Here is a 13098-nt window from a genome sequence, read left to right as displayed (position 1 = left end):
TTGCATGGTCATTTATGCTATTTGGAGATGATGGGTTCTTCATATTTCTGGGCGATAAAAAGCCACTGCAATTTGTCCTTCAACAGCCTCTACACTGATCGTGGGCTGCGCCCATAAAAATCAATTATGCGGGAGTTATAACGCCCAATAGTTATTGATAGCCTTTTATTACACGCTACAAAAATCACCAAAGCTGACGGCGGCGAACCAAAACCAGAAACCAGCGCCGAAGAACCGCCTAACGCCCTATCAACACCACTACCGTCCTAGCCCCCATTGAATAATGGCTTTGGTCATCTAAAATTTGTAAATTTTCGTCGTCCATAATGGCCAGCTCCCCTGGCAAGCTGGTGTCGATAAACCGGTGCCATTTTTGATGGCTAAGGTTGGGGAGCTGGAATGTCCCGGCTTCCCAATGGGCATTGGCGATGAGGTAAATATCGGGGGCGACGCCTTTGGTGTTATGCCCGAACAGGTGCGCCGCTATGCTACGCGAGCCATAGCTCCAGTCCGGTTGCCCCAGCTGATGGCCATGCCAATGGATTTGTAGGCCCTGGCCTTCTTTAATCGTGAAGCTATCATGCCGTAAAAGCTCGTGGGATTTCCTAAACGCGATCAACAGCCGGAAAAACCGGAACAGGCTTTGGTTATCGCCCAGGCGTTGCCAGTCAAGCCAATTGATCCCGTTGTCTTGGCAGTAGGCGTTGTTATTGCCTTGTTGCGTCCTACCGAATTCATCCCCGGCCAAAATCATGGGCACGCCGCGCGAAATTAACAATAAGGTGGCCAAGTTACGCACTTGGCGTCCGCGTAAGCCGTTAATATCAGCGTCACTGGTTTCACCTTCCGCACCACAATTCCAACTGAGGTTGTTATTGTCGCCGTCGCCATTGCCTTCGCCATTGGCCCAGTTATGTTTTTCGTTGTAACTGACCAAATCATGCAGGGTAAAACCATCGTGGCTGGTGACGAAATTAATTCCGTGGCCGGGGTCCCGGCCAAATTGGTAGAGGTCGGAACTCCCGGCAAGGCGGCTGGCCAGTTTCCCCACCATACCCGGGTCGCCTTTGACAAAACGCCTGACATCATCGCGGAAATGGCCGTTCCATTCCGCCCATCTGCCCCAATTTGGGAAACTGCCAACTTGATATAGCCCGGCGGCGTCCCAAGCTTCCGCAATCAATTTGGTTTTGGCCAGCACCGGGTCACCGGCGATCTGTTCCAATAAGGGCGGGCTGTCCAAGACCCGGCCTTGTTGGTCCCTGCCCAATATGGAGGCCAAATCAAACCGGAAGCCATCGACATGCATTTCCATGACCCAGTAGCGCAAACTGTCCATGATCAAGTTCCGCACATAAGGGTGGTTGCAGTTGATGGTGTTTCCGCAACCCGAGAAATTCATATAACTGCCGTCTTCAGCAAGCATGTAGTAGCTGCTGTTATCAATGCCTTTTAAGGAATAGATCGGCCCCCTGTGGTCGCCCTCGCCACTGTGGTTGTAGACCACATCAAGGATGACTTCAATGCCGGCGGCATGCAGGGCTTTGACCATGTCCTTAAATTCCGTGATTTCGCTGCCCGGCATATCGCCCGCCGCATAACCCGACTTAAGGGCAAAAAAGGACAAGGGATGGTAGCCCCATAAATTGCGCAGGCCTGCGCCAGTATCGGGATTGATGCGGTCATTATCCAGTTCGTCGAATTCAGTGACCGGCATCAGCTCCACGGCCGTGATGCCCAGTTCAAGCAAATAAGGTATTTTCTCGATGAGGCCACGGAAAGTGCCCGGATGGTTTATGTTTGCGGAACCGTCTTGGGTAAAGCTGCGGACATGCAGTTCATAGATGATGGAATCGGCCAGCGGCCTGTTGATGGGTTGGTCAAATTCCCAATCGTATTCCTTGTTGACCAAAATGGCCCGCCGGAACGGCAGTTTGCGGCGCCTTTGGTCTGCCCAAACCGGCCGGCCGTTCAGGGCGATCGCGTAAGGGTCGGCCAAGAGCAGGTCGGGGTCATAGCGGTGCGGGAGGGTTTGCGGGCCGTCAATTTTATAAGCGTATTCGACCCCAGGGTTCAAGCCCGCAACAAACACATGCCAGACGTCGCCCGTCCGGTTGATGTTGTTGTCCAGTGGGAAAGCCACGATCTCTTCTTCCTCTCCGGGCAGGAAAAACACCAGGATGACCCCCGTGGCATGGCGGGCATAGATCGAAAAATTAATGCCGCCACGTTCGATAGTGGCGCCAAAAGGTAAGGCGTGGCCCCGTTGGATACTAAAATCGTCCGTAATTAAGGACAGGAAGTCCGCCGTTGATTTCGATGCCATGAATATTCCCTGTATGAAAAGTGGTGGTTACCAAAAACTAAGGGCAGGATGCGGACGGCGCTGTCCGCATGGCCGGATTAAACCCGCTTTAAAATAATCCCCCCAAGCGGCGGTAATGTCAGGCTGACAGAGTGCGGCAAGTTCATCCACGGTATCGCTTCGGAGGCCACCTCGCCGTTGACGACATTGCTGCCCGCATATTGGCCGGCATCGGAGTTGAAAATCTCATGGTAATTGCCGGCTTCAGGCACGCCGATCCGGTAATTTTCCCTGACCATCGGCGTAAAACTGAGGACGATGACTAATTCCTGGTCGCCATCTTTACGGCGATAGCTGATGACCGACTGTTGGACATCATGGCAGTCTATCCATTCGAAGCCCTGATGGACAAAATCCAGCGCGTACAGGGGCGGCTGTGCCTGGTAGAGGGTGTTCAGGTCTTTTACCAGGGCTTGTACGCCTTGATGCAGCGGGTATTCCAGCACATACCAATCCAGGGTCTGGTTAAAGTCCCATTGCGATCCTTGGCCGAACTCGCAGCCCATGAACAACAGCTTTTTGCCGGGGTAAGTGAACATCATCGTATAAAGCAGGCGCAAATTGGCAAAGCGTTGCCATTCGTCGCCCGGCATTTTATTGACCATCGACCCTTTGCCATGCACCACTTCATCATGGGAAAAAGGCAGGGTGAAATTCTCGGTGAACGCGTACAACATGCCAAAAGTTAGTTGGTCATGATGGAAGCGCCTGTGGATAGGGTCTTCGTGCATGTAGGACAGGATGTCATTCATCCAACCCATATTCCATTTCATCGAGAAGCCTAAGCCGCCGACCCAGGTAGGCCGGGTGACCTGGGGCCAAGCGGTGGATTCTTCCGCCATCATGACGGTGCCGGGGAATTGCTGATGGGTGACCGTGTTGAGTTCCCTGAAAAAGTCTATGGCTTCAAGATTCTCATTGCCGCCATAAATGTTAGGGACCCAGTCGCCGTCCTCGCGCGAGTAATCCAGATACAGCATCGAGGCGACCGCATCCACCCGCAAACCATCAATATGAAACTCCTGCATCCAGAAAATGGCGCTGGACAATAGGAAATTCCTGACTTCATTGCGTCCGTAGTTATAAATCAGCGTGCCCCAGTCCCGGTGCTCGCCTTTGCGGGGGTCTTCATGCTCGTAAAGGGCGCTGCCGTCAAACCGCGCCAACCCAAAGGAATCTTTGGGGAAATGTGCAGGCACCCAATCCAGGATCACGCCGATATGGTTCCGGTGTAAGGTGTCCATGAAATAACGGAAATCATCCGGCGTGCCGAAACGGCTGGTGGGCGCAAAATAACCGGTGGTTTGATAGCCCCAAGACGCATCCAGCGGATGTTCGGTGATCGGCATCAATTCAATATGGGTAAAGCCCATCTCCTTGACATATCCAACCAGCTGGTCGGCCAGTTCGCGGTAATTCAGGAAATTACCAAGAGGGCCGCGCCGCCATGAGCCCAAATGCACTTCATAAATTGACATAGGTTCGTGCAGCCAGTCATGGCCGCTCCGGTGTGCCATCCACCCGTCATCCTGCCAGGGGTAGGAGGTTTCCTGCACCACGATAGCCGCGGTGTCGGGGCGTAATTCAAACGCTTGCCCATAAGGGTCGGTCTTGCTTAACACCTCATTGTTTTGGCGGTTCAGCAGTTCAAATTTATACAGGCAACCGGCTTCCAAGCCTGGGATAAAAAGCTCCCAAATGCCGCAGCCGCCCAGACTGCGCATGGGGTTGCTGCGCCCGTCCCAGCGGTTAAAGTCACCGATGACGCTGACCCGTCCGGCATTCGGCGCCCACACGGTAAACAACACGCCAGCGATGTCATCCACCGTATGCAAATGTGCGCCCATTTTTTGGTAGATGTGCCAATGCTTGCCTTGTGCAAACAAATGCCGGTCAAATTCCGGCAATTGCACCCCAAAATCATAAGGGTCGTAATGGCAATGCTCACCGCCAGCCTTATCAATCCAGGCCAATTGATAATGTCCGGGCAGTTCATCGGGTTGTGCGGCGTATTCAAAAAAATCCGTCCCCGGGATGCGGGGGAGGTTGGCGCCGCCGCCAGCAAAGCTGACGGATTCGGCATACGGCAGATAGACCTTAACGATCACTCCTTTTTCATGAGGATGGCGGCCCAGGACGGAAAAAGGGTCGTGATGCCTTGCTTCACTAATTTTGATTGAATCACTGTCAAGCGTGTTGTTAGATTGCTTTTCCACGTTGTATCGCCTCGATGTAATAGTGAGTGTCAACTTCAATCTTACCAAATAAAGCCGCCATTGTAATTGTAATGGACAATTACATCCTGACATTTACTAAGGGTATTTTCCTGCCGTAATTTTTAATGGGAAAGTTAATTTCAAATCTGGTAATAGTTCATATTTTTTGGCATGCATAGCTGTTATCTTCCCATCCGGGCTTATCCACGATCAAGCTGCACGCCTTTACGGGTCTCCCTTTTGGGAAGAACCCTACAAAATAAGTGGCATTGAAAATTAAAGTCCGCTCAGTATTTCTATATTAATCATTAAGATAAAGACGATGGGCAAATCCTATTTAAAGTATTGGGGCAAAGCCAAGCCTGATGTCAACGGCGACGGGGCTGGTTATCACTTGTTGCCTTACCATTGTTTGGATGTGGCGGCGGTGGGGTGGCATTTACTGGCTCCCGATAAACCGACCTGCAAGCAACTGGCAATGCAACTACAAGTAACTCCAGAATGGCTAAGGACGTTTTTCACCTTCTGTTTAATTTTGCATGACTTGGGTAAGTTTTCCCGCGCTTTTCAAGGTTTGCGGACAGATTTGTCGCCTGAATTGGTCAAGGCTAACCCTAGGATGTGTTATTCGGAGCGGCATGACAGTTTGGGCTTTTGCCTTTGGCGCGAAGTGCTATCAGAACAATTGCCCGAACCATTGCAAGTCGCGCTGGGGGATACCTTCAACATCGCTTGGTTAAGCCATATCGAACCCTGGCTGGAAATCGTCACAGGCCATCATGGTATGCCGCCCAAAAATAATGTGCGGACGCGGAATTTTTTTGAAGTTGAAGATGAGCAGGCGGCAATGTACTTTGCGATAGATGCTATCACTCTGCTATTGACTGGCTTTGACTGTCAACCATTGTTGGATAAAGCGTTAAAAACGCGCTTGAAGCCGCTATCCTGGCAATTGGCGGGTATCGCGGTGCTAGCCGACTGGCTGGGTTCCAATCAGGATTATTTCGAATACTGTAACAGACCTATAGACTTGGATGTTTATTGGCAGAAGGTTGTCTTAAAGAATGCAGAAGAAGCCATCAACGCATTACCAAAAGTACCGGAAGCGGCGGCCTTCAAGTCTATTGAAAACCTGTTCCCGTTCATCCAAGAACCCACCCCGCTACAAAAATACGCCATCAACGAACCGCTTGCCCAACAACCGCAACTTTTTATCCTGGAAGATGTGACCGGAGCAGGTAAAACCGAAGCCGCGCTAATCTTAAGCCAACGGCTAATGGCGCAAGGCTTGGCGGAGGGTTTGTATATCGCCTTGCCGACCATGGCGACCGCCAATGCGATGTACCAACGGTTGGGCGGCGTTTATCGCAAGTTTTACCAAGCCGATGACCAACCGTCATTGATACTGGCACACGGTGCGCGTGAGTTGTCGCAAGATTTTCAGGATTCGGTGGCTTTTGCCGAACAGATGAAAACTGACAGCGATTATCAGAGCGGCAATAACGAAGCCGATCAGGAGCTCAGCGCCACCGCCTATTGCAACGCCTGGCTCGCGGACAGCCGCAAAAAAGCCTTGTTAGCGGATGTCGGGGTCGGCACCCTGGATCAAGCCTTGCTTGCCGTATTGCCAGCGCGTCACCAGTCGCTGCGTTTGTTAGGTCTAGGCCGCAAAGTGCTGTTGGTCGATGAAGTCCATGCTTACGACAGCTACATGCAAAAACTCTTGGATGCCTTGCTGGAAGCCCACGCAAGACAAGGCGGCAGCGTGATTTTATTGTCCGCCACTTTGCCGCAAACCATGCGCGAAAACTTGGTGGCGGCCTATCACAAAGGACTCGGCGAAACCGCCCCGGCTTTAGATTATCCGGCGCAGTATCCGCTAGCCACGCACACGCCCGCCGAGCAGGTCGAACAGCCCATAGACACCCGCCAAGCGGTCAAGCGCACCGTTCAAGTCAAGCGGTTAGGTACCGAAGCCGATGTGCTGGCGCAAATCCAGCAAGCCATCACCGTCGGGCAATGCGTGTGCTGGATACGCAACACCGTCAAATCTGCCCGCCAGTCTTATCAAGATTTGCTCGACGCAAGGTTAGCGCCTGAACAACTCAGCCTGTTCCATAGCCGTTTTGCCATGATCGACCGACAAACCATCGAGAACCGCACTTTGGCACAATTCGGGCGTGATTCAACCCATCAACAAAGAACAGGCCAAATCTTGATCGCCACGCAAGTGGTAGAACAGTCATTAGATTTGGATTTTGATGTGATGATTACCGACCTCGCCCCAATTGACTTAATCATCCAACGGGCAGGCCGTTTGCGTCGGCATAACCGTGACGTGCTAGGCAATCGCCTTGCACACGACACCCCTGACCAACGCGGCGTTCCCGTCCTCTATCTCCATTGCCCCGAACCCACGCTAGAAGCCGATGCCAATTGGCTAAAACCCGACCATAGCGGCACACAAGCCGTCTACCCGCATATCGGCCAGCTGTGGTTGACCGCCAAACAATTAATCGACAAAGGCCAATTCACCATGCCCGATGATGCGAGGGATTTGATAGAAGGCGTGTATTCATGGGAAGCGGAAGACTTATTATCCCAAGCGTTACAAGAGGCTTCTTTAGCGGCGATTGGCAAAGCCATGAGTTATCGGGAAATCGGCAACATGAACGCGCTTGATTTGGCGAAAGGCTATACCCGCAAAAGTGCTGAAAAAAGCGGCGGTTGGGATGAGGAAACCAAAATTCCAACCCGTTTGACCGAAGAGGAAACCGTATCGGTTGCACTTGCCATTGTAGAAAACGGCCAGCTCAAACCTTACGCCCAAGCGGAACGCTATGCTTGGGCATTAAGCACCGTCAAATTGCCGGAACGCGAGTGGAAGAAAGCCCAGCAGCAAATATCGGCGGAGATGAATGTTTTGATCGAAGCATTAAAAGCTGAACAGAAAGCGGTGCGCTGGTTGGAGATTTTACCGTTGGTGGAGGGGCAAGCGTTTTACTCCTCGCAACATGGGTTTATGGGTTAAATCCCCACGGGTGTGGGGAACGCATAAATTTGCTTCCTCAAAAAAAGTAAGAAGCAGGTTCATCCCTAATAAATTAAGGAACCGGAGCTAGTCTAAATGATTTTGCGACGATCGGATACTGTGAATATTTTGAAAAAAGTAAGAAGCCTTTACTTTTAAAATTTAAGAACCTATGATAGCCCCATATTTAACTTTCAAGGGGAATTCTCGTGGGTCAAATTAAAACAATCATCAATGCAATCAACTCTTTTTCACTTAGCCCATCGGCTGTTATTTCATTGTCTCTCTTGTTGGCGTTAACGCTGGCAATTATCTTGGCTTTTAAAGATGTAGTACTCGAACTGAACGCATGGTCACGCTCATTCCCAAGCTCCGGCTTGGGAATACAACCTTGGAAGCTCTAGCTTCCAGTCGCTTGTTTCGGTATTGATGCTCATGAGGGATACACGAAGCTAGAGCTTCGGATACCGCGTTCCCAAGCCGGAGCTTGGGAACGAGCATAAATTGTAAAGAGAAGCTGATATTGATGGGCTTATGGTGTTGTTCAAAGCAAGAAAAAATTTACAGGAGAATGTATGAATTTAATCACCGACCGCTGGATACCAGTTATTCGTCAAAATGAGAAAGCGGACACAATCGCCCCGTGGCAAATTGCCGAAACCGACAATCCGGTTGTGGAAATCAACGCCCCAAGGCCGGATTTTCAAGGCGCGTTGTACCAGTTGCTCATCGGTTTGTTGCAAACCTGTTTTGCACCGGAAGATGAAGACGAATGGTTGGAGTATTGGCAGGACATGCCTGAAACGAAAGCCTTGCAGGCGAGTTTTGAAAACGTGGCGTTTGCATTTGAGTTGGATGCCAAGAATACTCCCGCATTTTTACAAGATTTTGATTTGCCCGATGGCGAAACCAAAGCGATTTCGGCATTATTAATCGAAGCACCCGGCGGCAAAACGCTTAAAGACAATCTCGACCATTTCATCAAGCGTGACCAAATAAACCAGCTCTGCCCTAGCTGTACTGCCACTGCGTTGTTCACGCTACAAACCAACGCGCCTTCCGGCGGCGTTGGCCATCGTGTCGGTTTGCGCGGCGGCGGCCCGCTCACCACATTGATTTTCCCTAAAGCCCCATCAGCCAGTTTGTGGCATAAGCTTTGGCTCAACGTGTTGAATCAAGAAGACCTAGAAGTCGCCGAAAAAATTGATGCTAGGGTTTTACCGTGGTTGGGTAAAACCCGTGTTTCCGACAAAGGCCAAATCACCTCGCCTAGCGATGTCCACCCGTTACACGCTTACTGGGGAATGCCGCGCCGTATCCGCCTGACGACAACTTGCGAGGATGCCGTCTGCGACTTATGCGGCAAGCAAGCCGAAAAGTTATACCGGGAATTTCGGACGAAAAATTATGGCACCAACTATGACGGTGCTTGGCTACATCCGTTAACGCCTTATCGCTTTGACCCGAAGAAAGTCAATCTGCCTTTGTCACTCAAAGGCCAGCAAGGTGGCTTGGGGTATCGGCATTGGTTGGGGCTTTCACTGCAAGATGCCGAGAACGGCGATGAAGCCGCCAAAACCGTGCAGTTTTATAACACTGAACGGGGGCGGGCATTTCGTGACCACGGTTCCGCATCGCTCTGGTGCTTCGGCTACGACATGGACAACATGAAAGCCAGATGCTGGTACGAATCGCGTTTTCCGGTCTATTACCTCAATGAAATGCAACGCAACAATCTGATGGCATGGGCGGGTGAATTGGTCAATGCCGCCAAAGAAGTCGTAAAAATGCTGCGCGGACAAGTGAAAGCCGCTTGGTTTCGCCGTCCCGAAGATGTCAAAGGCGACATGAGCCAAATCGACGCGCAATTTTGGCAAGCAACCGAAGCCGACTTTTACCGCTTGCTGGAACAACTGGCAACTTTGCCCGCCGATACCCGCATGGCGCCGGGTAAGATTTACGCAAGCTGGTACAAAACCCTTGAACGGCAGATGTTGCGTATTTTTGAAACTGCCACCTTGGCGGCAACGCCGGAAGATTTGGATTTAAAACGTATCGTTAACGCGCAAAAAAATCTGCGCGGCAAGTTTTACGGCAGCAAAACCATGAAAGCACTAAAAGCAAAAGGCACAACCGAGGAGGCGGCCTAATGGATAAATTAACATTCGAAGAAAGTAATGCGTTAAAAAACTGGCATGCTTGGTTAGATAAAAATCCCGGTCATGGCGACCGAGCCCGTCTGCGCCGTGCGGACAGTCCAGAAGACATTTTGCTGACCGACGCTTTTTTCCATTTCCTACACCGAATGGATCAAGTCACACCCAACTGGTCGCAAAACACGCCGATGCTGACCAGTGCGTGTATGGCAGGAGCGTTGTCGCATGTAAAAACTGACAAACTAACGCCCAGCAGGCTTTACAACAATAAAGAGACTGATGCGCCCAAGAAAATGGCTGGTTTTGCCGAACAACTGGCGACCCCACAAGAAGGCAAAGGCAAAGCCCCAATGAGCGAATTGCGTTTTCAGCAATTACAAAAAAGCCCGACAGTTGATGATTTTTACCGTCGGCTTATTCGGGCGATCCGCTTGCTCGATGGCAGCGTCAATCTGGTTTCATTAGCCAACGACATCATCCAATGGCATCAAGAATTTGCCAAACCTATTGGACGGGAACCCGCCAAACGCCTGGCTGTGCGCTGGGCAACCGATTATTTCACCGCTTTACCTAAAAATTCTGATTAAGGAGACCTTATGAGCCGTTTTATCCAATTACACTTATTGACCGCTTATCCACCCGCCAACTTAAACCGCGACGATCAAGGCAGCCCTAAAACCGCCAAAATGGGCGGCTATGACCGCTTGCGGGTTTCTTCCCAATGCTTAAAAAGGACATGGCGGACTTCTGACCTGTTCCAAGCGGCAATGGGCGAACATTTAGGTGCGCGGACTAAATTGTTGGGTATTGATATTTATAACCAATTGACGGCGGCTGGCATTAAAGAAAAAGATGCGAAAGACTGGACAAAAGCCATTGCAGGTGTCTTCGGCGCATTAAAAAAAGCGGAAAAAGACAAACCGCTCGCAGAATTGGAAATTGAACAATTGGTGCATGTCAGCCCTGCCGAACAGCAAGCCATTAAAGCCTTGACCGAAAAGCTGATTGCCGAACAACGCGCACCGGAAAAAGATGAACTCAATTTGTTGCGCCTGCGTGAACAAGCCGTGGATATTGCCTTGTTTGGGCGCATGTTGGCCTCCAGCCCAGCATTCAACATCGAAGCCGCCTGCCAAGTCGCCCACGCCATCAGCGTCCATTCCGTGGTGATTGAAGACGATTATTTCACCGCCGTTGATGACCTGAACAACGGCCTGGAAGACATGGGCGCGGCGCATATTGGTGAAACCCGCTTCGCCGCCGGCTTGTTCTATGCCTACATCTGCATCAACCGCGAATTGCTGGTTAAAAATTTGGATGGCAATGAAGCGCTGGTAAACCAAGCCATCCGCGCCCTGACCGAAGCGGCGGTAAAAGTCGCGCCGGAAGGCAAGCAAAACAGCTTTGCGTCCCGCGCTTATGCCTCGTATGTGTTGGCGGAACAAGGCGACCAGCAGCCACGTTCTTTGTCGGTGGCTTACCTGAAACCCCTCAGCCGCGATAATGAAGACTTCCTGTCTGATGCCATCAAGCTCATCACCGAACAAAAAGACAGTTTCGACCAAGTGTATGGCGCCTGTGCGGACAACCGTTACGAATTGAACGTGCCGGAGAAGCAAGGCACGTTAGTTGGCTTACTCGATTTCGTCAGCCAATAATAACGGGGTCAATCATGGACTTATTGCTCTTCCGTTTATACGGCGCGATGGCGAGCTGGGGCGAAATTGCCGTCGGCGAAAACCGCCACACCGCGCACTATCCCAGCAAATCGGCCTTGCTCGGTTTGTTGGGTGCGGCTTTAGGCTTAGAAAGGCAAGATGAGGAACGGCAACGGCAATTGCAAGAAGGCTATGCCTTCGCGGTGGAATCGTTCACCGCCGGACACTTGCTGCGCGATTACCACACCGCGCAAGTGCCGGATGCCGTCGGCAAGTTTACTTACCGCACCCGCCGCGATGAAATAATCTTGGGTAAGGAACGCTTAGGCACCATCCTATCCAGCCGTGAATATCGCTGTGATGCCTTGGCGGTCGTTGCCGTCAGAGCCTTGGCTGATGCACCGTTTAGTTTGGCTGAGATTCAGGAAAAATTGTTAAGGCCGGTTTTCCATCTGTATTTGGGTCGTAAATCCTGTCCATTGTCTGCGCCACTAGCCCCGCAATTGCTGAGCGATCAGCCTAATTTTTTGACGGCTTTCAAAGCGTATCAACACAAACCGATGTTGCCGACTCGAATTGTTAGTGAAGGTAATTTGGCTAAGCGGGATTTTGACTGGTTGGGTCGCCCTAAAGACCGGCATTATTACTGGGAAGGTTCGGCGGATGATTTTTATGATACGCCGGAGCTATTAAAGCAACGCCAAACCCGCATCCGCCACGACCAGCCCTTATCGCGCAAACGCTGGCAATTCATGCCGCGACAGGAACATTATCTATTTCAAGGAGGTAAGTGATGTATTTTTCCAGAGTCAAAATTCAGCCCGACATTCTTAAATCATCGCAATTAAGCCGGGTACTTGAAGGCAATGTCTACGGCAGCCATCGTTTGTTGTGGGATTTGTTCCCCGAACAAGACCAGCGCACGTTTTTATACCGTGAAGAAATAGCCCGTGAGCAATTAAGCGCGTCACCCGCTGTCCGGGGCGAATCTATTTATTATTTGGTTTCGCAAATAAAGCCTATTGAAACACCCTTGTTTAAGGTTGAATCGAAAGGCTATCGCCCGCAACTGGAACAAGGCCAACGTCTGGGATTCGATTGCCGAGTCAATCCCGTCATCACCCGGCAAGGCAAAAAACACGATGTGGTGATGGATGCCCAGTTGCAGTTTTTATCCTCGCTCGTTAAGGGTTTCCAACTGGATTCATTGCTATCGGCCAAACCCGAAAAAGGCGAGTACAAAAAACTCTTGCTGGCAAACGGCGCCGAAGCCTTAAGCCTGCGCTTGACGGAGTTGCTGGCAAATGATCTTCGTTACACTGAACGTTTAGAACAAATCGCCCATCTCGCCGACAAATTGGAATGGGCGATCAAAGCCCAAGTGGATACTGCCTTGGAAAATTGGTTTAAAAAACAAGGCGAACGTTTAGGATTTGAATTGCTGGTAGACGATGACGGTTTAAGCAAACTGCAAAATAGCGGCTACCTCTGGCATGGCTTGCCCGCCAAAGCCAAGCACAAAGGCGACAAATCCGGTTTTAGCGCGGTCGATTTTTGTGGCGAACTTAAAATCACCGATGTACAAAAATTCGAGCAAGCCTTATTTCAAGGCATAGGCCGCGCCAAGGCTTTTGGTTGTGGTTTGTTGATGATACGGCGGGTTTAGCTTCTG

General features: G+C 50.9%; 8 protein-coding genes. 6 read left to right on the top strand and 2 right to left on the bottom strand.

The genetic code is table 11. From position 1 onward, the window contains the following. Window positions 1–238 precede the first annotated feature (238 nt). Together glgX and glgB are read right to left on the bottom strand one after the other, a co-directional pair. Window positions 239–2326 (bottom strand): glycogen debranching protein GlgX, encoded by a 2088-nt coding sequence (gene glgX / locus METMI_RS0100220; RefSeq protein ID WP_019864136.1) that lies wholly within the window; start codon window positions 2324–2326, stop codon window positions 239–241. Between the two features lie 77 nt (window positions 2327–2403). Then, the gene (glgB, locus tag METMI_RS0100215; RefSeq protein ID WP_019864135.1) at window positions 2404–4581 is read right to left on the bottom strand and encodes a 1,4-alpha-glucan branching protein GlgB; all 2178 of its coding nucleotides are present in this window, start codon (window positions 4579–4581) and stop codon (window positions 2404–2406) included. A 322-nt stretch (window positions 4582–4903) separates the two neighbouring features. Between glgB and METMI_RS0100210 the strand changes: the two genes are divergently transcribed. From METMI_RS0100210 to cas6e, 6 genes are all read left to right on the top strand, one after another. After that, on the top strand, window positions 4904–7612 hold the full coding sequence (locus METMI_RS0100210) for a CRISPR-associated helicase/endonuclease Cas3 (protein WP_019864134.1): 2709 nt from the start codon (window positions 4904–4906) through the stop codon (window positions 7610–7612). Window positions 7613–8187: 575 nt separating this feature from the next. Then, window positions 8188–9762: a type I-E CRISPR-associated protein Cse1/CasA gene (gene casA / locus METMI_RS0100205; protein ID WP_019864133.1), complete on the top strand. Its 1575-nt coding sequence runs from the start codon at window positions 8188–8190 to the stop codon at window positions 9760–9762. Beyond that, window positions 9762–10355, top strand: coding sequence for a type I-E CRISPR-associated protein Cse2/CasB (gene casB, locus METMI_RS0100200; RefSeq protein ID WP_019864132.1), 594 nt, complete (start codon window positions 9762–9764; stop codon window positions 10353–10355). The genes casA and casB overlap by 1 nt, the downstream gene beginning before the upstream one ends. A gap of 9 nt (window positions 10356–10364) precedes the next feature. Beyond that, window positions 10365–11426, top strand: coding sequence for a type I-E CRISPR-associated protein Cas7/Cse4/CasC (cas7e, locus tag METMI_RS0100195; RefSeq protein ID WP_019864131.1), 1062 nt, complete (start codon window positions 10365–10367; stop codon window positions 11424–11426). Window positions 11427–11440: 14 nt separating this feature from the next. Then, window positions 11441–12220, top strand: coding sequence for a type I-E CRISPR-associated protein Cas5/CasD (gene cas5e / locus METMI_RS0100190; RefSeq protein ID WP_019864130.1), 780 nt, complete (start codon window positions 11441–11443; stop codon window positions 12218–12220). Beyond that, window positions 12220–13092 carry a type I-E CRISPR-associated protein Cas6/Cse3/CasE gene (gene cas6e / locus METMI_RS0100185; RefSeq protein WP_019864129.1) on the top strand — a complete coding sequence of 291 codons (873 nt, stop codon included), beginning with the start codon at window positions 12220–12222 and terminating at the stop codon, window positions 13090–13092. Before cas5e ends, cas6e begins: the two co-directional genes overlap by 1 nt. Window positions 13093–13098 lie beyond the last annotated feature (6 nt).

The sequence above is a fragment of the Methylovulum miyakonense HT12 genome (genome assembly GCF_000384075.1).
GTDB classification, from domain to species: Bacteria; Pseudomonadota; Gammaproteobacteria; order Methylococcales; family Methylomonadaceae; genus Methylovulum; species Methylovulum miyakonense.
The sequence above is the reverse complement of the archived record's forward strand: the minus strand, read 5'-3'. Positions and strand labels throughout refer to the sequence as shown.